The organism is Pseudoalteromonas sp. SG45-1, from assembly GCF_014164135.1.
Taxonomy (GTDB): domain Bacteria; phylum Pseudomonadota; class Gammaproteobacteria; order Enterobacterales; family Alteromonadaceae; genus Pseudoalteromonas; species Pseudoalteromonas distincta.
In genome coordinates this window covers 16,019-39,836 of sequence record NZ_JACJEP010000028.1, presented here as the reverse complement: position 1 = coordinate 39,836, position 23,818 = coordinate 16,019, and the positions used below count along the sequence as shown (strand labels likewise).

22 protein-coding genes are annotated in these 23,818 nt (G+C 39.3%); 7 read left to right on the top strand and 15 right to left on the bottom strand.

The annotated features are described in order from the left end of the window. Positions 1 to 209 precede the first annotated feature (209 nt). Complete coding sequence (cysK, locus tag H5117_RS17715; RefSeq protein ID WP_002963138.1) at positions 210 to 1,178, top strand: cysteine synthase A; 969 nt, start codon at positions 210 to 212, stop codon at positions 1,176 to 1,178. Between the two features lie 142 nt (positions 1,179 to 1,320). Next, the gene (locus tag H5117_RS17710) at positions 1,321 to 1,755 is read left to right on the top strand and encodes a hypothetical protein (RefSeq protein WP_182738802.1); all 435 of its coding nucleotides are present in this window, start codon (positions 1,321 to 1,323) and stop codon (positions 1,753 to 1,755) included. A 342-nt stretch (positions 1,756 to 2,097) separates the two neighbouring features. On the opposite strand, the gene H5117_RS17705 is transcribed toward H5117_RS17710, so the two are convergent. Further along, the gene (locus H5117_RS17705; RefSeq protein ID WP_182738801.1) at positions 2,098 to 4,374 is read right to left on the bottom strand and encodes an acyl-CoA dehydrogenase; all 2,277 of its coding nucleotides are present in this window, start codon (positions 4,372 to 4,374) and stop codon (positions 2,098 to 2,100) included. A 167-nt stretch (positions 4,375 to 4,541) separates the two neighbouring features. Here H5117_RS17705 and H5117_RS17700 point away from each other — a divergent pair, with 167 nt between their 5' ends. Next, complete coding sequence (locus H5117_RS17700) at positions 4,542 to 6,389, top strand: M2 family metallopeptidase (protein ID WP_182738800.1); 1,848 nt, start codon at positions 4,542 to 4,544, stop codon at positions 6,387 to 6,389. Between the two features lie 66 nt (positions 6,390 to 6,455). Here H5117_RS17700 and H5117_RS17695 read toward each other — a convergent pair whose 3' ends face one another. From H5117_RS17695 to H5117_RS17660, 8 genes are all read right to left on the bottom strand, one after another. Continuing rightward, positions 6,456 to 7,259: a putative porin gene (locus H5117_RS17695; protein ID WP_182738799.1), complete on the bottom strand. Its 804-nt coding sequence runs from the start codon at positions 7,257 to 7,259 to the stop codon at positions 6,456 to 6,458. A 664-nt stretch (positions 7,260 to 7,923) separates the two neighbouring features. Then, positions 7,924 to 8,718 carry a putative porin gene (locus H5117_RS17690; RefSeq protein WP_002962833.1) on the bottom strand — a complete coding sequence of 265 codons (795 nt, stop codon included), beginning with the start codon at positions 8,716 to 8,718 and terminating at the stop codon, positions 7,924 to 7,926. Positions 8,719 to 8,917: 199 nt separating this feature from the next. After that, on the bottom strand, positions 8,918 to 9,292 hold the full coding sequence (locus tag H5117_RS17685; RefSeq protein WP_182738798.1) for a PH domain-containing protein: 375 nt from the start codon (positions 9,290 to 9,292) through the stop codon (positions 8,918 to 8,920). Further along, positions 9,292 to 10,200, bottom strand: a complete 909-nt coding sequence (locus H5117_RS17680; RefSeq protein WP_007377980.1) for an ABC transporter ATP-binding protein — start codon at positions 10,198 to 10,200, stop codon at positions 9,292 to 9,294. The genes H5117_RS17685 and H5117_RS17680 overlap by 1 nt, the downstream gene beginning before the upstream one ends. After that, entirely contained in the window at positions 10,197 to 11,024 is an 828-nt protein-coding gene (locus tag H5117_RS17675; RefSeq protein ID WP_182738797.1) for an ABC transporter permease, read from the bottom strand. Before H5117_RS17675 ends, H5117_RS17680 begins: the two co-directional genes overlap by 4 nt. Positions 11,025 to 11,167: 143 nt before the next feature. Next, a complete protein-coding gene (locus H5117_RS17670) occupies positions 11,168 to 12,349 on the bottom strand; it encodes a cystathionine beta-lyase (RefSeq protein ID WP_008139073.1) in 1,182 nt (393 codons plus the stop codon). 9 nt (positions 12,350 to 12,358) lie between these two features. Further along, on the bottom strand, positions 12,359 to 13,279 hold the full coding sequence (gene nudC / locus H5117_RS17665) for an NAD(+) diphosphatase (RefSeq protein WP_182738806.1): 921 nt from the start codon (positions 13,277 to 13,279) through the stop codon (positions 12,359 to 12,361). Positions 13,280 to 13,453: 174 nt separating this feature from the next. Continuing rightward, positions 13,454 to 13,957 carry an NYN domain-containing protein gene (locus tag H5117_RS17660; RefSeq protein ID WP_002962844.1) on the bottom strand — a complete coding sequence of 168 codons (504 nt, stop codon included), beginning with the start codon at positions 13,955 to 13,957 and terminating at the stop codon, positions 13,454 to 13,456. Positions 13,958 to 14,107: 150 nt separating this feature from the next. Between H5117_RS17660 and H5117_RS17655 the strand changes: the two genes are divergently transcribed. Next, positions 14,108 to 14,731 carry a hypothetical protein gene (locus tag H5117_RS17655; protein WP_149602927.1) on the top strand — a complete coding sequence of 208 codons (624 nt, stop codon included), beginning with the start codon at positions 14,108 to 14,110 and terminating at the stop codon, positions 14,729 to 14,731. Further along, on the top strand, positions 14,731 to 15,486 hold the full coding sequence (locus tag H5117_RS17650; protein ID WP_182738796.1) for a DUF3307 domain-containing protein: 756 nt from the start codon (positions 14,731 to 14,733) through the stop codon (positions 15,484 to 15,486). Before H5117_RS17655 ends, H5117_RS17650 begins: the two co-directional genes overlap by 1 nt. 124 nt (positions 15,487 to 15,610) lie before the next feature. On the opposite strand, the gene H5117_RS17645 is transcribed toward H5117_RS17650, so the two are convergent. Together H5117_RS17645 and H5117_RS17640 are read right to left on the bottom strand one after the other, a co-directional pair. Then, positions 15,611 to 17,005, bottom strand: a complete 1,395-nt coding sequence (locus H5117_RS17645) for a DEAD/DEAH box helicase (RefSeq protein ID WP_182738795.1) — start codon at positions 17,003 to 17,005, stop codon at positions 15,611 to 15,613. Between the two features lie 200 nt (positions 17,006 to 17,205). Next, positions 17,206 to 18,045: an isopenicillin N synthase family oxygenase gene (locus H5117_RS17640; RefSeq protein WP_008172584.1), complete on the bottom strand. Its 840-nt coding sequence runs from the start codon at positions 18,043 to 18,045 to the stop codon at positions 17,206 to 17,208. 267 nt (positions 18,046 to 18,312) lie between these two features. Between H5117_RS17640 and H5117_RS17635 the strand changes: the two genes are divergently transcribed. Further along, positions 18,313 to 19,515 (top strand): bifunctional alpha/beta hydrolase/OsmC family protein, encoded by a 1,203-nt coding sequence (locus tag H5117_RS17635; RefSeq protein WP_182738794.1) that lies wholly within the window; start codon positions 18,313 to 18,315, stop codon positions 19,513 to 19,515. A 58-nt stretch (positions 19,516 to 19,573) separates the two neighbouring features. Here H5117_RS17635 and H5117_RS17630 read toward each other — a convergent pair whose 3' ends face one another. Beyond that, on the bottom strand, positions 19,574 to 20,326 hold the full coding sequence (locus H5117_RS17630; protein ID WP_182738793.1) for an alpha/beta hydrolase: 753 nt from the start codon (positions 20,324 to 20,326) through the stop codon (positions 19,574 to 19,576). Between the two features lie 129 nt (positions 20,327 to 20,455). Here H5117_RS17630 and H5117_RS17625 point away from each other — a divergent pair, with 129 nt between their 5' ends. Then, on the top strand, positions 20,456 to 20,779 hold the full coding sequence (locus H5117_RS17625) for a hypothetical protein (RefSeq protein ID WP_002959968.1): 324 nt from the start codon (positions 20,456 to 20,458) through the stop codon (positions 20,777 to 20,779). A 71-nt stretch (positions 20,780 to 20,850) separates the two neighbouring features. On the opposite strand, the gene H5117_RS17620 is transcribed toward H5117_RS17625, so the two are convergent. The 3 genes from H5117_RS17620 to aspS all read right to left on the bottom strand — a co-directional run bounded on the left by H5117_RS17620 (position 20,851) and on the right by aspS (position 23,590). Beyond that, positions 20,851 to 21,447, bottom strand: a complete 597-nt coding sequence (locus H5117_RS17620; RefSeq protein WP_182738792.1) for a pentapeptide repeat-containing protein — start codon at positions 21,445 to 21,447, stop codon at positions 20,851 to 20,853. 14 nt (positions 21,448 to 21,461) lie between these two features. Then, the gene (locus H5117_RS17615; RefSeq protein WP_182682283.1) at positions 21,462 to 21,692 is read right to left on the bottom strand and encodes a hypothetical protein; all 231 of its coding nucleotides are present in this window, start codon (positions 21,690 to 21,692) and stop codon (positions 21,462 to 21,464) included. A gap of 119 nt (positions 21,693 to 21,811) precedes the next feature. Further along, positions 21,812 to 23,590 carry an aspartate--tRNA ligase gene (aspS, locus tag H5117_RS17610; RefSeq protein WP_182738791.1) on the bottom strand — a complete coding sequence of 593 codons (1,779 nt, stop codon included), beginning with the start codon at positions 23,588 to 23,590 and terminating at the stop codon, positions 21,812 to 21,814. Positions 23,591 to 23,818 lie beyond the last annotated feature (228 nt).

The window sequence follows — 23,818 nt, the reverse complement described above, 5'->3', positions numbered from 1 at the left end:
TTATTCTTTAAATTTTAAATTAAGCCCGCACCTATAATAACTAAAGCACCGCTAATAATTGATTTTTATTTCGACTGGTTATAAGCCCAATAGATATATGTTATAGCCAAACTTTACTTTAGTTTTTTTAAACTCACAGTAAAGTGTGTTTATATAGTTAGTAGCAAAGGCTATTAACACGTTGATCAGATTGCATCCAAAGGAACATTATGTCTACTATTTTTGAAGATAACTCACTAAGCATCGGTAATACACCGCTGGTAAAACTTAACCGTGTTACAGGTGGGAATGTATACGCTAAAGTTGAATCTCGTAATCCAAGCTTTAGTATCAAATGCCGCATTGGTGCATCGATGATTTGGGAAGCTGAAAAGTCAGGTCAGCTTGTTGAAGGTAAAGAACTTATTGAACCAACATCGGGGAACACCGGTATTGCACTTGCATTTGTTGCAGCAGCACGTGGTTACAAGTTAACGCTTACTATGCCAAACACCATGAGCCTAGAACGTCGCAAGCTATTAAAAGCATTAGGTGCAAATCTAGTACTTACCGACGGTGCAAAAGGTATGAATGGCGCAATTGAAAAAGCAAAAGAAATTCAAGCAACAGCACCTGATAAGTATATTTTATTACAACAATTCGAAAACCCTGCAAACCCAAAAATTCACTTTGAAACAACAGGCCCTGAAATTTATGATGCGCTTGATGGCAAAGTAGACTTTTTTGTAGCCGGTGTAGGTACTGGTGGTACTATTACAGGTGTTAGCCGTTACCTTAAAACAGAAAAAGGTCTAAACGTTAAGTCTATTGCTGTTGAGCCAACTAACTCTCCAGTTATTAGCCAAACGCTTGCCGGTGAAGAAATTAAACCAGGTCCTCATAAAATCCAAGGTATTGGTGCTGGCTTCATTCCTGGCAACTTAGATATGGACTTAATTGATGGCGCAGAGCTTGTATCTAACGAAGACGCAATTGCAATGGCGCATCAGTTAATGAAAAAAGAAGGTATTTTAGTAGGTATTTCGTCAGGTGCAGCGGTTGTTGCAGCTAAGCGAATTGCTGAAAAGCCTGAAAACGCAGATAAAAATATTGTTGTTATCCTACCTAGTGCAACTGAGCGCTACTTATCAAGCCCAATGTTTGATGAAGAGTTTAGTGAACAAGAACTAGTACAATAAGTAATTTTAAGATTTTTAGAAGGATGCTTTAGGCATCCTTTTTTATTATTTATTATCCAATTTTCTATTTATTGCCTGCCATACCTTTACATCTGCATAGATAAACCACACACTTTAAAAAAACTAATTAATAATAATTAATATGAAAAAAATCACGAGTTTATTAAGTTTGGTCATCTGTTTATTTTTATCAGCCTGTGGTGACGATACCAAAACACTTGGCGACACTCCTGGCGATACAGCAACCGCTTATTTTCATGCGCTTTATAACCAGCAAGACCTTCAAAAAGCCAGCACCATGGCAACCCCCAACCTTACACGTATAATGAAATCCTACGGCACCGCTAAACAGTTTTCCCGTAACTTAGTAAATATGCAATACGATGAAGTCACCATTGAAGTTGATATGACCAATATGAGCGTCCGTGAACAATACGGCGATAACGCTAAAATAAACCTTATTTTTACCGGCTATTTAAATGGTGATAAAATTGACGAAATGCGCAGTGTAAAAATGCTTCGTAAAAAGGGAAAATGGTACATAGATAAAATTGTTGCCGACCCTTACGCTCGTTAAAAATAAATGAATTAAACATAAAAAGGCCTTACATTCGTAAGGCCTTTTTATGTTTAGCAGGGCGTGTTGATCTTTGTGGATTGAAATTTGTTCAATCTAGGGGCGATTTAATCGCGGCGCGAGGTTTGTAACCTAGTGGGCTAAGTAAAAACCGAGCAACAAAGAGTTAATCGTCCCTAGAAAGAACCCAAAGGGCAGCGCATGTTTGGCATTTATGCTGCGTTATCGCCTATTTATGGGGAATAACCACACTACATAGGCTCTGCCTTGCCTAAAAACCAAACAGTCTGCTGCAAATTCAACCACGAAAGGTCAACACGCCCTAGTATTCAAAGTACTGCGCTACAGCTCACCAGGTTGAAAGTTATCAACTGCAATGGCTTTCTTACGTAGCTTATTAGCATGATGCATTGCATCAGCATCCGTTTGCTCTAACAACTTATTTTCAAGCGCATAATTTATAGCACCTTCAATATCAAGCGTTGCAGGCACACTGCCCTTACGCTGCCATTGTTTTAAGTCTTTAAACTGCGCTTGCATATCATGCATAGCTAAAAATGCGCTTTCCATGACCCCTGTACCTGCATTTTCATCTACATAACATAAATGCGTTAAGCGGTTTCTAAATACACCAGGTTGAGTCATACGCTCGCAAATACTTTGTGCTATTTCATCACTTGGTCTGTGGTAATGGTTTCCAAGCGGGAACACTATACGTTTAAGGATAAAATTCACAACCGGATTTGAAAAGTTTTTAAAGAAGCCATTAAACGCTTGGCCAATTTCAAATAATGAGTTCTCAATTGCATATTTTACAAATGGTAAATCAGCTTGTTGGCGCCCTTCATCTTCATAACGTTTTAAAACAGTTGATGCTAAGTACAAATGACTTAATACATCACCCAAACGCGCTGATATCATTTCTTTACGTTTAAGTTCACCGCCAAGCATTAACATTGCAACGTCTGTACAAATAGCTAAGCCTCGGCTCATTCTACTCAGTTGTTTATAATAAATAGCCGTTTCACCACCTACAGGCGCTTTAGCAAAATAACTACGTGTTAAGCCATGCACAAATGCCATACCTGCATTACTTGCTGCAAATATTATATGGTTCATTAATAAACCATCAAATTGTTCAAGTGCTGCGTCGTCATCTTCCATTGCAGCGGCTTCCATTTCTTTTAAAACAAATGGATGACAGCGTGTTGCACCTTGGCCAAATATCATTAAGTTACGCGTTAAAATATTCGCGCCTTCAACCGTAATTGATACTGGAATCCCCATATAGCCATGCGCTAAATAGTTATTAGGCCCTACTTGAATTCCTTTACCTGAATGAATATCCATTGCATCATTCATTACCGTACGACCCATTTCAGTCATATGGTATTTAGCAATCGCTGTTACAACCGACGGGCTTAATTTTAAATCAATCGCACCTGCGGTCATTAATCTGCACGACTCAAGTGTGTAAGTTAAACCACCAATACGTGCAAGTGCCTCTTGGACACCTTCAAACTGCCCTATAGATACACCAAACTGCTGGCGTACCATGGCGTATGCCGATGTCATTTTTGAAGCTAAATGTCCAGTTGCTGCACTTAATGCCGGTAGTGATATACCACGCCCTGCACTTAAACACTCAACAAGCATTCTCCAGCCACGCCCTGCACACTCTTGACCGCCAATGATCCAGTCCAGTGGTATAAATACATCTTTACCGTAAGTGGTACCATTCATAAAGGCCATATTAAGCGGATAATGACGCTCACCCGTTTCAACACCCGGATGATCGGTTGGTATTAGAGCACATGTAATGCCTAGCTCTTTCTTATCACCTAATAAAGTATCAGGGTCATACATTTTAAATGCTAAGCCGAGTACAGTAGCCACTGGTGCAAGTGTAATGTAACGCTTTGACCAATTTAAACGCAGGCCCATTACTTGCTCGCCATTGTGCTCACCCATACACACCACGCCCGAATCAGGAATGCTGCCAGCATCAGAGCCCGCCTCTGGTCCCGTTAATGCAAAACAAGGAACATCTGTACCATTAGCTAAACTTGGCAGCCAACGATCTTGCTGCTCTTTAGTGCCATAGTGAAGAAGTAACTCGCCCGGACCTAAGCTATTAGGCACCATAACAGTGACTGCGGCTGTTAAGCTTTTAGTCGAAATTTTTGACACTATCGTCGAATTAGCAATTGCTGAGAACTCACGACCGCCAAATTTTTCAGGAATGATCAGTGCAAAAAAACCTTCTGTTTTTAGGTAATCCCACACTTCTTTTGGTAAGTCTTTGTCTTTTTGTACAATTTGATAATCATCAAGCATCGCCAATAAGGTTTCTACTTGGTTAGCCATAAATGCGTTTTCTTTATCGCTAAGCTCTGGTTTTGGAAAGTGGTGCAGTTTTTGCCAGTCTGGGTTACCACTAAATAACTCACCATCCCACCAAACATCACCTGCTTCCATTGCCTCTCGCTCTGTTTGCGATAATGGCGGAAGCACCTTTTTGAACATTTTAAACGTAGGACGACTAATCAAGTTTAGGCGAATATCTTTAACCGCAAAAATAACCACCACCACGACCAGCAATATTATAAATATTAACATGCGCACATTCCTTACACATTGAATGAAAATAGTAACTTAATTATGACCCATCTTAATTTAAATACAATCATTGCACGACGAGTCGTGAGCCTTAACGCATTCATTTTATTGTTTTAAACATCACTGCTATTATCAACGTTTTAATAACAATAAATTAAAGGAATAGCATGACCCCTTTTCGATTTAAACTAAGTATGAGCGCCTTAATGGTAGCAAGTACTCTTGCTTTAACGGCCTGCGATGCGCAAGTATCTATCGACACTACCGATTCACCACACACTAAAAAAGCTGTAACAGCTAAAGATGCAAATACATTTATAACAAACACAGAAAAAGAACTAAGTGCACTTTATTTAGAATCGAGCCGTGCAGAGTGGATTTACGCAAACTTTATTACTCACGATACATCTGCTCTATCGGCTGAAGTTAACCGTAAAATGACCGAAACAGTCGTGCGTTTAGCAAATGAAGCTGCAAAATACGACGAACTAGAGCTTGATTACGATGCTCGCCGTAAGCTTGATAAACTAAAACTAGCACTTACACTTCCAGCCCCACAAGACGCTGATAAAACAGCGAAGCTTTCACAAATTGTTGCAGAGCTTGGCGGGCTATATGGTAAAGGTAAATACTGTAAAGAAGATGGCAGCTGTTTGAGCCTTGGCGACATGACCTCAAAAATGGCCACCAGCCGAGATTACAACGAACTACTTGATTTATGGCAAGGCTGGCGTGAAATATCAAAACCCATGCGCCCACTTTACGAGCAACAAGTAGCACTTACCAACGAAGGTGCGAAGGAGCTTGGTTATGCCGATACGGGCGCTATGTGGCGCAGTAAATACGATATGCCTGCTGATGACTTTACCACTGAGCTTGACCGTATTTGGGGCCAAGTTAAACCACTTTATAACTCGCTACATTGCCATGTTCGCGCAAAGTTAGGTGAAAAGTACGGCACCGACAAAGTACCTCAAGATCAGCCAATACCAGCACACTTACTCGGTAATATGTGGGCGCAAGCATGGGGTAATATTTACGATGTAGTTGCACCAGAAAACGCCGATCCGGGTTACGACGTAACCGAGTTATTAGCTCAAAATAATTACGACGAACTTAAAATGGTCAAAGGGGCTGAAAACTTTTTTACCTCAATGGGTTTTGATGCGCTACCAGAGACATTTTACGAGCGTTCATTGTTTGTAAAACCAAAAGACAGAGATGTGCAGTGTCATGCATCAGCATGGAATATCGATAGCAAAGACGATTTACGCATTAAAATGTGTATTCAGCGCACAGGCGAAGAGTTTTCAGTTATTCATCATGAATTAGGTCATAACTTTTATCAACGCGCTTATAATAAACAGCCTTTATTTTATCAAGAAAGTGCAAACGATGGTTTTCATGAAGCCATTGGAGACACCATTGCCTTATCGGTTACACCAGGTTACTTAAAAGAAATCGGCTTACTTGAACAAGTACCTGATGAATCTAAAGATATCGGTTTGTTGATGAAAATGGCACTTGATAAAGTAGCCTTTGTACCGTTTAGCTTAATGGTTGATCAGTGGCGTTGGCAGGTATTTTCAGGTGAAGTAACCCCAGAGAACTACAATAAAGCTTGGTGGGAATTACGTGAAAAATACCAAGGAGTGCAAGCTCCTATCGCACGTAGCGAAAACGACTTTGATCCGGGTGCTAAGTACCACGTTCCGGGTAACACGCCTTATACACGTTACTTTTTAGCGCATATTTTACAATTTGAGTTTCATCGCAGCTTATGTGAAATTGCCGGTAACGATAAAGCCATTCATCGCTGCTCTATTTATAATTCAAAAGAAGCAGGGGATAGGCTAAACGCTATGCTTGAAATGGGTTCATCTCGCCCTTGGCAAGAAGCGCTTGAAACTGTAACAGGTAAGCCGCAAATGGATGCAACAGCAATGCTCGATTACTTTGCACCATTACAAACATATTTAGATAAACAAAACGAAGGCCGCAACTGCGGCTGGTAAATAGCGCTGAATAAAAAGCCCGCTCAAATGAGCGGGCTTTTTATTCATATTCTAATTTTAGTTAAATTAGAACTGTAAGCTTAAATTTGCAAAGTAAGCATCATAATCAGAATCATCCCAGTTATTGCCGTAACCTGCTTCTAAACCAACATTGTTGTTGAAAAAGTGTTGAGCACCAAGAGTGTAATCATCATTTTTATTAACTGTAACAAAAACCGATGTTGCTTTGCTGAAATAGTAGTTAGATGCTAATTCCCAGTTACTTGAACCACCATCAACATCTTCAAATTTACCTTCAACAGTCAAGTAGTTACCTTGCTGTAAATCAGCAAAGTACTTAGCTGCTACTGCACGGTAATCAAACTCATCATCTGCTGTTACTGTGAAACCGATATAATCAGTGCTATTTAATTCGTGGTTATATGCTAGGTCAAACACAAACTGATTCTCAGCATCTTCTACATCAACAAACGTTGCTTTTAATAAAAGGTTTGGATTAAAGAAGTAACCTGCAGAAAGTTCAATTACATCCGTGCTTGAGCCAAAATCACTATCGAAATTATTGTACTGTGCACCTAATACAAAATCTTCTACAAAATACTCACCGCCAATGCTAGTAACATCTGCAAAATCATTATCACTGTATGCACCATAAACATTTGTTTGCTTATTGATGTACTCAAATTGATCGTAAGGACCTAACGTCGCTTTTGGAGAAAAATAATAAGTTGAGTCAACACTTAGTGTGTCATCACCATCTACATCCACGTATCCTACATGGCTGATTGATTGGTAAGTATCTGCGGCTATTGCAGTGGTTGCAGCGCTTGATAATAAAATGCTCGAAATGATAACGGCTAATTTTTTCATTTTAAATTCCCTATAAATATTACTTTTATGCCTCAGCTGTCTAGCCAAAGTCGGGGCGCATCCTAACGCCAAAAAAATGAACAAAAACTGAATAAGAGGTTAGATTAAAACCACTTGAAATGTAAGTAATTACGAGCGAATGTAAATAATAAGTATCAACAAAATCTGCGTAACAATAGTCTGTCATCATTTAAACTTTAAAAGTAACAAATAAGGTACAAGTTGCCGCCAAATTGAGCACAACTTAATTATTCGATAAACCTCATTAATATAACCTCCCCTCACTAAATTTTTCTAATTTCTCAAAATAATGACTATATTTAATTCACTATTTCTGTATTTATAATGAAAAATAGGTTTGTATCAGTGCATATTTTTATCTGTTTTTTCCCAATAACCATTGTTTACTAGCAAAAACAACTCCAATACTTACTATTTTATAGCTATTATCATCGACTGCATTTAATGACTTTAATAACAATTTAGCCATTCATGGCGACTCTATTTATAATTTAAAAGAAGTATTTAGATGAGCAAAATAAAGGGCGTAATTGCGACTGGTAATAATTTACAGTTAAAAACTCAAACGTTTAAAAACGACAAAGCCCGCTAAATTTAGCGGGCTTTTGATATTACTTTTGTATTAACTAAGTACGGGACTTAATTAAAACTGAAAACGCATGTTAGCAAAGTACGCATCGTTATCAGAATCATCAGCGTTGTTTTCGTAACCCACCTTTACACCAATATTTTTATTGATAAAGTGTTGAGCACCAAAGCTGTAAGTGTCTTGCTTGTTGTAGTTAGCAAATACAGATGTTGCTTTTGAGAAGTAGTAATTAGTTTCTGCTACCCATTGGTTTTCTGCGTCATCAATGCTTTCGTATTTACCTTCAAAAGTTAGGTAGTTACCTTGCTGTAAATCAATAAAGTATTTAGCAGCAACTGCACGGTAATCAAAATCGTCGTCTGATGTAAGTGTAACACCTACGTAATCTGTGCTGTTTAGCATGTAGTTGTAAGCTAAATCAAATAATGCGTAATCGTCGCCGTCTTTGTTTTCAACTAGTGTTACTTTTGCAAGTAAATCAGGGTTGAAAAAGTAACCACCCGTCAGTTTATAAAGCTCACTGTTAGAACCTGAATCTGGGTCTAGGTTTTCGTAAGATGCGCCAACAACAAATTCATTAATGAAGTACTCACCACCAACTGATGTTAAATCGCCAAAGTCGTCATCAGCATAGCCACCATATACGTTAGTTTGTTTATTGATGTATTCAAACTGATCGTACGGACCTAAAGTTTTTTTAGGAGATAAGTAGTAAATAGAATCTACAGCAACGGTGTCGTTGTTATCGCTATTTTTGTAGCTTAGGTTACTAATTGAATTATAGCTGTCTGCAGCAGCCGCAGTGCTAGATAATAAAATGCTCGAAATAATAACTGCTAATTTTTTCATTGTAAGACTTCCCTATGTACATTGCTTTTTGTGCTCTAGCTGTATTGCTAAAGTCGAGGCACATGCTAACGTTAGGAAACTGAATGAAAACTTAACTAACCAGTTGTATTTATTAAGTTAATTGTAAGGAAGTGTTGTAAACTGTAAAATTAAAGTAGTTGCAACATCTAGTCAACAACTACTTAAAACATGTACTGTATTAAAGCGCGTGTTGGCTAATAATTCGGTAAACATCGTTAATATTATCGCCAGACTTAAACTCTTTACAAATTGGTGTTGGATCTGAGCCAACCCATATTTTTAGCTCGGCATCTAAGTCAAAATGGCCTGCACTTTCTTTACTAAACTTGGTAATTTTAGAGTAAGCAATACTCACCATTTCCATTTTAGAACCGGTCATACCTTGCTTATCAATTAAGATTAAGCGCTTATTAGTAAAAATAAACATATCACGTACTACTTTATATGCTTTTTCTACTTGCTCGCCGTCAATTAATGTATTGGCGAGGATTTTTTCTAAATCAGAATCGTCAACTTCGCTTGCATTACCCATAAGTCCGCTAAGTAAACCCATTATACTTTCTCCTGTTTAAATATTTGATTCTCTAATGTATGACCATTAACTAACTGCCGGTACTGCCAGTGTTGTTGATGACAAAAATTCAGTAGTGCAATATCAAGTGGATCGCTCGTTGGCTGATACTCAACTACATATTCTTTATGTTGGCTCATATACACACGACTCACACCTGCAATTGCTTGAAGCTGTTGCTCAACATTTTGATAAGCCTCGCTTAGCATTAATGTATAAAAGTGTTTATCGGTATTATTAGTTTTTGTTTGATGCTCGCTTAGTACGCCTTTATCTAAATGAAGTACCTGTGAGCATAGTCGCTCAAGCTCAGTTAAATCGTGAGAGCTTAAAATAAATGTAGCCTGTTCACTTAATTCTGATACCAGCTCACGTACTTCTCTGGCATGAATCGGATCAAGCCCTGCGGTTGCTTCATCAAGCATTACAATTTGTGGTGCGCCAATAAGTGCTTGCGCTATCGTAACGCGCTTGCGCATACCGTGCGATAAATCCCCCGCACGCTGCTTTGCAATTTCTTTTAAGCCAACTAAATCAAGTACACGTAGCGCCTCAGTTTGACTTTGCTTAGCACCCATACCTTGCAGCTTTGCATAAAAGGCGAGTTGCTTATCTATATTAAAACGAGGGTCAAGTTGCGCGTCTTGCGGTAATGCACTTACTTTATTAAATAAAGCAGCACTACCAGGTTTATGCCCTAATATTTCAAGGCTGCCTTTACTTGGCGCAATATAGCCGCACAACAAACTAAATAAGGTAGTTTTACCCGCACCATTTGGCCCAACAAGTGCCACTGGCGCGCCTTTGTTAATTTCAAAGTCCACATTATTAAGCGCAAGTTTTGCACCATACGATTTACTCAAACCGCTAGCTGTAATTAATGGTCTCATAGTGAGCTCCTTGCAAAAATACGTTGAGCAACGCTTAGTAATACCGCAGTTTGCACAAGGGGAATAGCCACAGTGCTCAATAATGGTAAATTTTGCCCCGCTAATAGCTCTATTTGCACACCCGGAAATAAATAATCAAGCAAGCCTAATGCGGGTATTTGCCATTGCAATATACCAACTACAATACCGCCTGCTGCAAAATATAAAATTGCCAATACAATAGATAAACGCGATGAGCGAGCAAAGGTATTAATTAACGTCATTAGTGCTACAAATGGGCACAAAGTAATCACTAATATTAAAAATATAGAAAGCGCACGGGCAAAACCACCAGCCAGTAAACTTGGATCTCTAAAACCCAATACCGCGAGTGTAGCCACAAGCGTTATACCCACCAAACATGCTAATACTCCTAGCTGCCCTAAAAAACGGCCAAACAGTATTTCGAAGCGAGTGGAGCGCAGTGATAAAAACCTTAGTGTGCCGCGCTCTCTATCGCCTACCGTTTGGTCGCTACAAATAAATAAACCAAAAACGGGAAAGCTATAAAGGGCTATTAACCAGTACATAGCAAATTCGGCCTCAGGCCAATCCAATAATTTACTTAAACCAATAGAACCTGATATATCACGGGCTATTTGCTCAAAATCAGGCGCACTTACAATGCCTACTGCCTGCCCTATTGGGTAGCGCAGTATTATTAGCCACACCAATGCAAAGGCAGCTAATGCAATAAGTCCACGTTTAGTTAAAAACATACGTACAAGCTCAAATCCCGCTATTTGCGTTAATCGCCCTACGTTTATCGGTAATGGTGTTGCCATTGACTATCCTTAATGACTTTTTATTTTCTGTGTATTTATCCACACTAAGTGTAAACACCTTGAATTACCAGCAAAAAAAAGCCCACCTATGGTGAGCTTTGTAACAATACATTTAAATGTAACAACATAAATTGCGATATAAATTATAAATACTGCTTATAAACCTCAAGTGCTTGGCTTAAATCGCTAATTAAATCTTCTACATCTTCAAGGCCTATGTGCAGGCGAATAACCGGCCCTAAATCCCAGCCTGTATTTGAGCGCAGCCCTTTCATAGTTAAATTAGCCGTTACTAAGCTTTCAAAACCGCCCCACGAAAAGCCCATTTTGATATGCTCAAGGCTATCTAAAAATGCATCAATCGCTTTTTGATTGCCGGTTTTCATCACAAATGAAAACAACCCATTACTGCCATCAAAGTCACGTTTAAAGAACTCATGCCCTGGGCAGCTTTCAAATGCAGGGTGTCGAATATGATCAACAAGCTCATGTTGCTCAAGCCATTTAGCTACTTCTATTGCTGCTTTTTCATGTTGATTTAAACGCACACCCATTGTACGCAGGCCTCTAAGTGCTAAATACGCATCATCGGCACTGGTACATTGCCCTAGTAAGTATGAGTTTTCGCGCAAGGTTGGCCAGTACTTTTTATTAGCAACAGCCACCCCCATCATCACGTCTGAATGGCCAACAATATACTTTGTTGCAGCTTGAATACTAATATCAACACCGTGCTCTAACGGGCGATAATGTAAGCCGTTACCGTAGGTATTATCAAGCATGGTCATTACGTTGTGCTCATTGGCTACTTTTACCATAGCGGGCACATCTTGCACTTCCATCGTAATAGAACCTGGAGATTCTAAAAACAACACTTTAGTATTTGGCTGAATATAATCTTTAATACCTGCGCCAATGGTTGGCGGGTAATAGGTTGTTGTAATGCCCAGCCCCACTAAAATTTTATCGCAAAAATCGCGAGTTGGTTCGTACACGTTATCAACCATTAAAATATGATCACCGGTTTTTAAAAACGATAAAAATACTTGGCTGATCGCCGCAGCGCCACAAGGGTACAATGCACACCCTTCGCCGCCTTCAAGTTCTGTAATCGCTTCTTGTAGCGCAAAGTGTGTTGTTGTTCCTCGGCGCCCATAAAATAACGTTTTATCGCCACGGGTTTTAGCTGCTTCTTTTAAATCGGCTACAGTATCAAATACAATGGTAGATGCACGCTGTACAACGGGATTTACTACGCCATGTGTATAGGCTTTTTTTCGCCCTGATGATACCAGCTGAGTGTTTTTATTACTTTTACTCGACATTGTTAATCCTTAAGGGTTTGTGCGCCAATGCTCAATTAAATAACGAGAGATAGAGTCGGTTCTAGGCAGCTTTAAATGCTCACCTTCTTCGTGCCAATTACCAAATTGTGCTAGGTCTTCACGGCTAAACCATTTTGCATCGTCTAGCTCTTCTTTATCTACGTTAATTTCCTCAGATGTCGCCTCTGCAAAAAAACCAAGCATAATTGACGATGGGAACGGCCATGGCTGAGATGCTACATAACGTACGTTATCAACTTCTATGCCTGCCTCTTCTTTAACTTCACGCGCAACAGCTTGTTCTAGTGTCTCCCCTGGGTCTACAAATCCAGCAAGCGATGAATACATACCAGTGGGCCACGCAGCTTGGCGACCTAATAAACAGCGTTCTACTCCGTCAGCAAAGACTTTAGTTACGACCATAATTACCGCAGGATCGGTACGCGGGAATGTAGGATGCTTACAGTTTTCGTTTTCACATACACGAGAATGCCCGGCTTCCACTGAACGGTTTTTACTACCGCAGCGCCCACAAAAACGATGCGTGGCATGCCAATAACATAACCCTCTCGCAAGGGCGGCTATTGAGGCATATTTAATGGTTACTTGAGGCCCATATTGGCGAATATCAAAAAACTGAGCGCCCTCTATTAAAGGCGAAAGTACGCTTTCATCCAGATCAGAAACATCCAATGCAAACACACCATGTTTAGCATTGTTTAAACCAACAAAAATAGCACTCGTTAAATCTAAATGTGCCACTTGTTGATACGTTAAATAGCTTACTTTAGGGGTATCTTTAATAAATAGGGTTTGATTATTTTTAACTAAAACCCATTTACTTTGCGCCGACATTTGCGCTTTAAGCCAAGATGGGTCTTTACGAAAATTTGAGCCTCTATCTAGTGGCATGTTGCTGTAATGAAGCATGTAAGTCCTTGGTAACTCGTTATGCTTTAAAATTACCATAATCATTTAGCAAACCCAATTGATTACAGTAATAAAAAAAGCCTATATAAGGCTTAATTCATCTATTACGGCTTTGTATTAAAATCTCTCATGTTGCAGGCACTTAGCTTGCACTTTTTTAACTATTTTTTGCTGTTAAAGTAGCAAAGTATTATCAATTAAATGAAATTGCTCTGCGCTTTGTTTTAATACCTCAGCAGTTAACCGGTCAGCACCGTATACATCGCACGGTACATTATATTGATTTTTTAAATGCCCAAGTAACAAAGCAAAGTCACCATCGCCAGAGAGCAAAATAACTTTATCAAGGTTTTTACCCTGCTCTAACATGTCTATTGTTATGCCTACATCCCAATCGCCTTTAGCACTGCCATCACGGCGTTGAATAAATGGCTTTAGCTTTACCTCAAAACCAATCGCACGCAAAATATTTTGAAACTGATTTTGCTTTTCATCTCCTCGATAAATAGCATACGCAAAAGCACACTCAATATTGTATTGCGCCTCCATCATTCGCCAAAACGCATTGTAGTCAAAATTTTTCCCGTAACTCTCACGGCACGTGTAATAAATATTTTGCACATCAACAAAAATACCGACCCGTGGTTTCGTGCTTTGCTGCTCGTTTTGTAAAGTCATTTAGTGTCCTAGTGAGGATTAATAGCAATAAAAGTAATGTTATAAAATAAGTGTACCTTGCAATTTATATTTAAGTAACCTAAATTAGTTACATACCCTTATGTAACCAATATTGGTTACATATTAAAAAGTAACCATTTTGAGATTTTTATGATTGGTGTGATCAGCGGCGATATTATTAAATCGCAAACAATCCCTAAGCAGCAATACGATGCCATGCTTTATCAACTAGAGCAAAGTTTGCGAAACATTTCGGGGGAGCAAACACTTTGGAATATATACCGAGGCGATGCCTTTCAGTTACAAGTTAATAATCCTCAGCTCCTTTTTAAAAATGCCATACTTGTATATTTACACCTTAAATCGTCAGGTTATGAACTACGACAAAGCTTGGCACTTGGGCAAATAGATAACCCACGCAGCGATATAAAAACAGCAACCGGTTCTGCTTTTACTCTTTCGGGGCAAGGCCTTGATAAAATAGGCAATCAACGCTTTGTTTTTAATATTAACGAGCAGCAGCTCGATGAAAGCTTAAATCTTAATTTAGCCTTTGCCGACGTATTGCTCACTAAAATCACACAAAAACAAGCAAATGCCCTGTATGTCTATTTAACATCACCAGACAACAGCCACGCGGCACTGGCTAAAGAGCTTAAAACAAGTCGCGAAAACGTAACCAAACTACTAAATTTAGCGCACTACCAACTTATAGAACGCTTTATTAAACACACACAACACGTTATAAAAAATATAATTAAAGGAGGTGAATAATGGCGTTTTCACTTTTACTGGTCGCGCTTATTATTGGCCACTTACTCGCTGATTTTTACTGGCAACCTATGAGTTGGGTAAACGACAGAAATACCCGTCACTATAAAGCCAGCAAGCTTTATTTTCATGTACTAGTGCATGGTGTAACAAGTGCACTCATTATTACCGTGTGGGAATACATATTCGGGTGGCAGCAACTAAGCAGTGTTTTAATTGCCACGGCGAGCATTATGTTGAGCCATTACTTTATTGATATAGCTAAATCGTATTCTAATAAAGGCGTGGTGCCTTTTTTACTAGATCAAATAGCGCACATACTCGTTATTATTGCGCTCAGTATTTGGTTAACAGATAACAGTAGCTTTATGGCTGCAATTAAAAATATGCTCACTGATCCCAAAATACTGTGGGTGGTATGCGGTTATTTAATTATTTTAAGCCCCTGCGCCGTATTTATAAGAATGATGTTAGAGCGTTTAACAAGTAACTTTTCAAGTACTGGTAGCTTACCACTTGCAGGGCAAAGCATAGGTATGCTTGAGCGCGTACTTATGCTGAGCTTTATATTGCTTGACCAATTTGCAGGGCTTGGCTTTTTACTTGCGGCAAAGTCGGTATTTAGGTTTGGTGATTTAAGTGCAAGCAAAGATAAAAAACTTACCGAGTACGTCATGCTAGGCACATTACTTAGCGTAAGTGTTACTTTATTTGTCGGCTTGGGTATTAACTATTTAATCAGGCAGGCAATACAGTAAGTACAAATTACAGACAATAAAAAACGCGCTGCTTCTATTTAATTAAAGAAGGGAGCGCGTTTTTTGTATCAGCATTTAACTAAATTCTAAATTAATTAAACGCTAGTGCAATCACTAATAATGATTAATCGTTATTTGTGCGACGACGGCGTTGGCCATTACCGCCAACAGATTCACGCTTTTCCCATGGGTTTTGCGCGCTGTCATCTGTTTTAGCTGCTGGCTTTTTAGAACCACCACGGCGTGGGCCGGTACCATTTCCACCATTGTTCGGCTTTTTACTGTTAGGCTTGCTGCCATCAGATTTAGGCTTATTAAAAGGCTGCTTTTTCTTAGGCTTTTTAGCCGGCAGTGGGCGAGCATCTAATGCGCGTTCAGCTACTGGGTTAATAGGCTCAAAACCGTCTTCTTCAGCACGTGGAATAAGCTCACCAATAAAGCGTTCAATACCGTATAAATCAACAGCATCATCAACCGTTACAAACGAAATCGCATGACCCGACGCACCAGCACGGCCTGTACGGCCAATACGATGAACATAATCTTCATATACGTTTGGTAAGTCGTAGTTAACAACATGCGGTAATTCAACAATGTCTAAACCACGTGCAACAATGTCTGTTGCTACTAATACGCGTACTTCACCACTTTTAAAACCATCAAGTGCTTTAACACGTGCGCCTTGTGATTTATTACCATGGATAGCCGCGCCTACAATGTCATCGCGTTCAAGTTGTTTAACTAAGCGGTTAGCACCGTGCTTTGTACGGCTAAACACTAATACTTGTTGCCAATCGTTAGTGCGAATCAAGTGGCTTAGCAATGCTGTTTTACGTGTTTTATCTACCGCGTAAACGCACTGAGTAACACTTTTTGCAGTGGTATTTTTTGCTGCAACTGAAATTTCAACTGGGTCATTAATTAACCCTTTTGCTAATGCACGAATTTCATCTGAAAATGTAGCCGAAAACATCAAGTTTTGACGTTTAGCAGGCATTTTAGCAATTAAGCGTTTAATGTCGTGAATAAAGCCCATGTCTAACATGCGGTCAGCTTCATCCAGTACAAGCACTTCAACGCTATCAAATTTAACTGCATTTTGATTATGTAAGTCGATTAAACGACCCGGCGTTGCTACTAAAATATCAACACCTTTACGAAGACGCTGCATTTGAGGGTTAATTTTAACGCCACCGTAAACTACAAATGAGCTCACATCAGAATGCTTAGCGTACTCTTCAACGTTTTCACTTACTTGCAAAGCAAGTTCACGTGTAGGCGTTAAAATAAGCGCACGTACGTGATTACTTTTAGCTTTAGGACCCGACGACAAGCGCTCAATAAGTGGTAATGTAAAACCTGCTGTTTTACCTGTACCTGTTTGCGCTGCTGCCATAACATCACGGCGTTCAATAATTGCAGGAATTGCTTGAGCCTGAATCGGCGTTGGCGTTTCATAGCCCTTTTCTAAAACCGCATTAACCAAAGACTGTGATAAACCTAAACCTTCAAAACTCATATAAACTCTCTTTTAAATAAGGCTACATTAGCCAGTTGCGCGCATTATACCTGTAGTAGCTAAGAATGCATGCCATTATTTACGTTGCAGGCAATTGAGCATAGTTTATTAAAGTTAAACCTGTGATTAAGTTGCTTAAAAATGCAAAAAACGGCCATAGGCCGTTTTTTGTTTATACTTAATTACTCTAAGTATTAGAGTTACTTAACACCTAACTCACGCAAACGTTCTTGCAAGTAGCTATCTGCAGTGTAGCGCTCTGAAAGCACAACATCTGGATGCGGGTGTAAAAATAACGGTAATGAAATACGCGATTTAGTAGATGCTTTACCCGTTGGGTTAATTACACGGTGAATTGTCGATGGGAAATACCCGCCCGACGCTTCTTGTAGCATGTCGCCGATATTAATAATTAAGCTGCCAAAATCACATGGCACGTCTAACCAACCGCCATCTGTTTTTTGAACTTGTAAACCAGGCTCATTAGAAGCTGGTAATACAGTTAATAAATTAATATCGCCATGGGCTGCTGCGCGAATAGCACCAGGCTCTTCATCACCCGTCATTGGTGGATAATGTAGGATACGTAACAATGTTTGCTCAGAATCGGCAATCATGTCTTTTAAATCAATTGAAAACTTAGCACGCACATCAGCTGGTGCTTCAGCCTGAACCCAGCTTAATAATGTGCCAGCAAATTCACTTGCTAAACGGTAGTATTCACGTACATCAGCTTCAAGCTGGGCAGGAACGCGACCTTTAGGGTACACATGAAAGTACTCTTTAATGTCTTTTATTGTAAAGCCTTTCGCTACTTCTGATACTGAAGGCGGAAAGTAACCGTCTTGAGTTTCTTTAGAGAATAAAAAGTCGTGCTTTTGCTCTGAGTTAAAAAAGTCTTGCCAATTTTTGTAAATAGACTCAACTAAAGACTGTGGGATTGGGTGGTTTTTTAAAACGCCAAATCCAGTATTTCTTAACGATTCAACAAATTGTGCAGCCGCATCGGGAGCTTTATAATCAACAGTAGGTAATTGCATTGTACGTTCCAGTGAATAGGTTGTGTGAAGTGAGTTGCTTTTAATAGTGCTAAATTACTTATATAAAGTAGCAAAGCCTTCATTATAGCGCTATGCGAGGATAGACAAATGACCTCAAAAACATAAGGACATATGTCCGCAAGGCATAGTCACTGTCACTTTGCTTGATCAAGATCAACTGATAAAAAAACGTTGAATTTGCAAGGTTTAGTAACTATCTCTGGTTTATTATTAGAATATATTTTATTTGTGTAAATAAGGCTCCCCATGCGACAAAAAGTATCTTTTAAAAGCGGCGATTTAGAACTTGCCGGCCAACTTGAACTTCCCTCTGGTGACGTTAAGTTTTACGCGCTATTTGCACACTGCTTTACATGCGGTAAAGACATTGCAGCAGCTACACGGATTAGTCGTGCACTCACACAGCAAGGTATCGCCGTACTGCGTTTCGACTTTACCGGTTTAGGTAATAGTGATGGCGACTTTGCTAACAGTAACTTTTCATCAAACATTCAAGATTTAGTATCTGCGGCAAATCATTTACGTGAGCATTTTGCTCCGCCGCAACTACTCATTGGCCACAGTTTAGGCGGGGCAGCCGTTCTTGCTGCTGCTGAGCATATTCCTGAAGTATCGGCTATTACAACCATTGGAGCACCGTCAGATGCGCAGCACGTAGCGCATAACTTTGAAGCACACCTTGATGAAATTAACGCAGAAGGTGAAGCTAAAGTTAACTTAGCTGGTCGTGAATTTACCATTAAAAAGCAATTTATTGACGATATAGCCAAGTACGATAAAAGCCACATAAGTAAACTTAAGCGCGCATTATTAGTAATGCACTCCCCTATTGATGCGACTGTAAATATTAGTGAAGCTGAAAAAATTTATGCATCAGCTAAGCATCCTAAAAGTTTTATTAGCCTAGATAACGCCGATCACTTACTTACTAATAAAAACGATGCCGACTACGCTGCAGAAATTATTGCAACGTGGGCTAATCGCTACGTTAAATATGACAAAACAAAATACGCCGCAAGCCTAACGGGTGGCAATGTACTTGTTGAAGAAAAAGATCATGTATTTACTCAGCACGTAAGCACCAAAGATCATACTTGGCTTGCCGATGAGCCAATAAAGGTAGGCGGTAAAAACTTAGGCCCCGATCCGTATCATCACTTATTAGCGGGGCTTGGTGCCTGTACGGCCATGACACTACGTATGTACGCTACACGTAAAAACTTACCACTGGAGCATGTTAAAGTAGAACTTGATCACACTCGCGATTACAACAAAGATTGCGACGATTGTGAGCAAACCGGTAACCTTGAAGCCATTACCCGTAAAATCACCTTACGTGGCGACTTAACAGAGCCTGAGCGTCAGCGTTTACTCGAAATAGCCGACAAATGCCCAGTGCATAAAACACTACACAATAACCCAGTTATTGTAAGTGAACTGGTAGAATAACTGCCGTGAAATTAATATAGCGCAGGTAACACTGCGCTGTGATTTAACTTTTATAAACCTAATTTTTACTATCTAAAAATCCCTCTACTTCTTTACTCATTCTATCCACCAGCCATTTTGGCCCGCCATCGTACATATCGTTATGACGCGATTTTTCTATCATTATTTGCGTAACAGGAAACTTATTCAGCTCTGAATCGTTTAACAGCACATTCGCATCAGCTGGGTAATCACTACCGCGTAGAGTAAGTACGTGAATGTTTTTATTGCGCGGGATCAACATGCGGCGATGATCGAGCGTAATAATAGTGCTAACTTCGTTTGGATAAATAGAGCCATATAATGCGGAAATATCCCCGCCGTTTGAGTGCCCAAATAAGGTGAGTTTTGTAAAGTCGTACGCTGGGTATTTACTCGATAGCTCATTAACTAAAAACTTAAGCGTTACTACGCCACGGTGCCAGTTTTCCATGCGAGTGGTTAAGTAAGGTTGCTCACGATTAAGGTAAGGGTCACTTTTTAATTCATGTGCAACGGCTACTGTTAAGTATCCGCGCTGATTAAACGCATTACTAACAAACGTATATTCATTATGGCTAATACCGTAGCCCGCATTAATAAACGCCACAGGGCATTTTGCTTGCGCTGTACACTTAGCATTATTAGCTGGCAATGTAATATTGATAGGAATATCGCGATTACGGCTTTTATCAGTTATAACGTTCTCATTTGCATAGCTTGCTGTGCTCATAACTAATGTGCTTAGAGCTAGTGCGCTTAATATAAAAAGCTTTTTAAGTGTTTTTTGCATATTTAAATTTATATAAATTATTGTTTTTAATTAAAAATAACTTTTACTTTATAGCTTTGCATTCTCTATTGTCAAACTATGCGATAATAGCCGCCATTGTTTAAATATATTTAGTAAAAGATCCAATAAATGAAATCATACAATAGCATTCAAGAACGTATAGAAATTTTAGAAGACAAACTAACTGCAATACATGACGAAATCGAAACACTAAAAACCCCTGCTAAAAACAACAATGAACGTATTATTTTTAAGTTTATTGAAACAGGCAGCACAGGTAAAACGAAGGATTTTGTTCGTGAGTTAGGTATTAAATCACCACGTGACGGTCTGTTTTCGTCAGGTGATGTTACAAAACTAATTAAAGATGGCGCTGAAGATATTTCACCTGCGTTATTAGAAATCGCAAGACAGCTTGCCAGTGCACGTAATAAAAATGGCCCTAGCCGTTAATTACGCAGTTACGCAGTATCTAGAAGCCCAGCCAAGCTGTCGCTTCTAGTTAGTAATCATATTAAACTAAATTAATCACAAAGCTCTATATTAAGGCTGGTAAGTAAATTAAGTGCTTCGAAGCGATCAAACTTAGCATTCGCTAAAATATTATTATTCAAATCTATATTAAACGCTGTCGCACCTACAAAATCACATTTTGTTAAGTTAGTTTGAAAAAACTCACTATCGCGAAAATCTGTTCCTGTAAATTCACTACCGCTTAAATCAGCATGTCTAAAATCAACATTTTTGGCAAAGCAGTGTGTTAGTTTGAGGGCTTTGAGGGTTAATTCAAAAAAAGAACTATTACTGAGCTCGCAATAATTAAAGCTCACCGGTGCGTTAATACTAAGCGCTGGCCAATCCACGTCAGTCCATTGCAGACTATTTAATTTACAGTGGCTAAAACTTACATCTTCAAGCGAGCTGTAGTTCCATTTTAGTGACGATAAATTACAGTTTTTAAAGTTGCACTGTATAAATCGGCAATTTTTAAACTGCCCGCCTGAAAAGTCGCAATCGGTAAATGTGCACTCTTCAAACTCAGAATTTTCAGTTAGTTGCTCTTCGTGCTGCAAAGCATTAAATTGCTCGTCGAAGTAGTGATTATTATTTGAAATTGACACTATTAACCTAGTTTTTATTGGGCGTAGACGTTATTTTTAGGTAAATCTTTTTTAAGCGCAAGCACTGCAATAAAAATCAAAGCAAATAGTGGAAATAGCGCTAAACAGCCACCCACAAAAGCTAAAACTCCAGGCATAGTACTTTTACGCTTACCTATTTTGTAGCTAATTACAGCAAAAATAGGAATACTCAGCACAATAAAAAAAACTAAAAATTCACCAAGTAAGGTGGCATTGATCGACATAATAATTCCTTTTTCGTCTATTCGATTAAAATACATGTTGCTGTAAATTTAACCACAAAAAAACCCTTAAGCATATAACTTAAGGGTTTTTAAATTTAGCTCAATAAGCTAAACAAAAATTACTCTTCGCTAGGTATCGCTTTTTCAACAACACTGATTGCAAGCTCAGCTAACGAATCCATATTAGGCTTACTAGGCGCGTTAGTTAATAAACACGACGCTTGTGTTGTTTTAGGGAAAGCAATAACGTCACGAATGTTATCGGTACCACATAAAAGCATTGCTAAACGGTCAAGACCAAATGCTAAACCAGCATGTGGTGGTGTGCCGTATTTAAGTGCATCAAGTAAAAAGCCAAACTTGTCTTGTTGCTCTTGCTCGTTAATACCTAAAATTCTAAATGCAGTTTCTTGCATATCTGCATTATGAATACGTACCGAACCGCCACCCACTTCGTAGCCGTTTAATACCATGTCGTAGGCATCTGAAATAGCCGCAGCTGGATTTGCTTCAAGCTCACTTGCAGTAACATCTTTTGGTGCAGTGAATGGATGATGCACAGCATGTAATGTGCCTTCGTCATCTTCTTCAAACATTGGGAAGTCTACAACCCAAAGTGGTGCCCAACTATTAAGGTTAGTGATTTCTAAGTCAACACCAATCTTAACGCGCAGTGCGCCCATTGCTTCATTTACCGTATTGCGCTTATCGGCACCGAATAAAATAATATCGCCAGACTGTGCATTAGTACGCTCAAGTAATTTTGTGATTACGTCTTCGCTTAAAAACTTAGCCACTGGTGATTGAACACCCTCAGCGCCTGCAGTGTGGTCATTTACTTTCATCCACGCCATGCCTTTAGCGCCGTAAATACCAATAAACTTAGTGTAATCGTCAAGCTGTTTACGAGAAAGCTTAGCGCCACCCGGTACAGTTAATACAGCAACACGACCTTTTTCGTCGTTAGCTGGACCTGAGAAAACATTAAACTCTACATCTTTAACTAAATCTGCAACATCAACTAACTTCATTGGGTTACGTAAATCAGGCTTATCAGAACCGTAAAGGCTCATTGCCTCGCTGTAAGGCATGATTGGAAAATCGCCTAAATCAACGTTTAACAATGTTTGCCACATCTCGCGGATCATTTTTTCAGTCATACCACGTACTTGATCAGAACTCATGAACGAGGTTTCTATATCTATTTGGGTAAATTCTGGTTGACGATCGGCACGTAAATCTTCATCACGGAAACATTTAACAATTTGGTAGTAACGGTCAAAACCCGACATCATCAACAATTGCTTAAATAACTGTGGAGACTGTGGTAAAGCGTAAAAACTACCTTTATGAACGCGGCTTGGCACTAAGTAATCGCGTGCGCCTTCTGGCGTTGCTTTAGTAAGTACAGGTGTTTCGATGTCTAAAAAGCCGTTTTCATCTAAAAAGCGACGAACAAAGCTGCTTGCTTTAGCACGTAATTTAATACGGTCACTCATTTCTAGACGACGTAGGTCTAAGTAACGGTATTTTAAACGACGCTCTTCTGAGTTTACTTGGTTAAAATCAAGTGGAAGCGGTTCAGAGCGGTTAATAATTGTAAGCTCAGTACCTAAAACTTCAATTTCACCTGTTGCCATATCTTTATTTACTTGGCTATCAGGGCGTGCACGTACAGTACCTTTTAGCTGAACACAAAATTCTTGGCGAAGTGTGTTAGCTGAACTCATTAACTCTTCAATGTCAGAGTCGAATACAACTTGTACTAAACCTTCTCTATCGCGTAAATCGACAAAGATAAGTCCACCAAGGTCACGTCGTTTGTTGATCCAGCCACATAGTTCAACTTCTTGATCTACGTGAGTTTTATTTAGCTGTCCGCAATATATAGAGCGCATAGTTTTCCTGTCAGATAAAAGGCTTAAACGGTTATATTTATTTGTTTTAAGGCGTGTGATTTAAAAAACAGGTCACCACAATACAAATAAAGCCGCTAGCAATCTAAAAATAATCAAATTAAGCCCTGCATTATACTCAACTAACATTAAGATGCTAGGGCGTGTGCCGCTTTTGCCCCTGAATTTACAGCAGCTCGTTTTGTTATTTGCTACACTATCGCCACTTTA

What these genes read in the sequence shown, in the direction of transcription:
- cysK (WP_002963138.1), top strand. Translation starts at nt 210, where the DNA reads ATGTCTACTATTTTTGAAGATAACTCACTAAGCATCGGTAATACACCG.
- H5117_RS17710 (WP_182738802.1), top strand. Translation starts at nt 1,321, where the DNA reads ATGAAAAAAATCACGAGTTTATTAAGTTTGGTCATCTGTTTATTTTTA.
- H5117_RS17705 (WP_182738801.1), bottom strand. Translation starts at nt 4,374, where the DNA reads ATGTTAATATTTATAATATTGCTGGTCGTGGTGGTGGTTATTTTTGCG.
- H5117_RS17700 (WP_182738800.1), top strand. Translation starts at nt 4,542, where the DNA reads ATGACCCCTTTTCGATTTAAACTAAGTATGAGCGCCTTAATGGTAGCA.
- H5117_RS17695 (WP_182738799.1), bottom strand. Translation starts at nt 7,259, where the DNA reads ATGAAAAAATTAGCCGTTATCATTTCGAGCATTTTATTATCAAGCGCT.
- H5117_RS17690 (WP_002962833.1), bottom strand. Translation starts at nt 8,718, where the DNA reads ATGAAAAAATTAGCAGTTATTATTTCGAGCATTTTATTATCTAGCACT.
- H5117_RS17685 (WP_182738798.1), bottom strand. Translation starts at nt 9,292, where the DNA reads ATGGGTTTACTTAGCGGACTTATGGGTAATGCAAGCGAAGTTGACGAT.
- H5117_RS17680 (WP_007377980.1), bottom strand. Translation starts at nt 10,200, where the DNA reads ATGAGACCATTAATTACAGCTAGCGGTTTGAGTAAATCGTATGGTGCA.
- H5117_RS17675 (WP_182738797.1), bottom strand. Translation starts at nt 11,024, where the DNA reads ATGGCAACACCATTACCGATAAACGTAGGGCGATTAACGCAAATAGCG.
- H5117_RS17670 (WP_008139073.1), bottom strand. Translation starts at nt 12,349, where the DNA reads ATGTCGAGTAAAAGTAATAAAAACACTCAGCTGGTATCATCAGGGCGA.
- nudC (WP_182738806.1), bottom strand. Translation starts at nt 13,279, where the DNA reads ATGCTTCATTACAGCAACATGCCACTAGATAGAGGCTCAAATTTTCGT.
- H5117_RS17660 (WP_002962844.1), bottom strand. Translation starts at nt 13,957, where the DNA reads ATGACTTTACAAAACGAGCAGCAAAGCACGAAACCACGGGTCGGTATT.
- H5117_RS17655 (WP_149602927.1), top strand. Translation starts at nt 14,108, where the DNA reads ATGATTGGTGTGATCAGCGGCGATATTATTAAATCGCAAACAATCCCT.
- H5117_RS17650 (WP_182738796.1), top strand. Translation starts at nt 14,731, where the DNA reads ATGGCGTTTTCACTTTTACTGGTCGCGCTTATTATTGGCCACTTACTC.
- H5117_RS17645 (WP_182738795.1), bottom strand. Translation starts at nt 17,005, where the DNA reads ATGAGTTTTGAAGGTTTAGGTTTATCACAGTCTTTGGTTAATGCGGTT.
- H5117_RS17640 (WP_008172584.1), bottom strand. Translation starts at nt 18,045, where the DNA reads ATGCAATTACCTACTGTTGATTATAAAGCTCCCGATGCGGCTGCACAA.
- H5117_RS17635 (WP_182738794.1), top strand. Translation starts at nt 18,313, where the DNA reads ATGCGACAAAAAGTATCTTTTAAAAGCGGCGATTTAGAACTTGCCGGC.
- H5117_RS17630 (WP_182738793.1), bottom strand. Translation starts at nt 20,326, where the DNA reads ATGCAAAAAACACTTAAAAAGCTTTTTATATTAAGCGCACTAGCTCTA.
- H5117_RS17625 (WP_002959968.1), top strand. Translation starts at nt 20,456, where the DNA reads ATGAAATCATACAATAGCATTCAAGAACGTATAGAAATTTTAGAAGAC.
- H5117_RS17615 (WP_182682283.1), bottom strand. Translation starts at nt 21,692, where the DNA reads ATGTCGATCAATGCCACCTTACTTGGTGAATTTTTAGTTTTTTTTATT.
- aspS (WP_182738791.1), bottom strand. Translation starts at nt 23,590, where the DNA reads ATGCGCTCTATATATTGCGGACAGCTAAATAAAACTCACGTAGATCAA.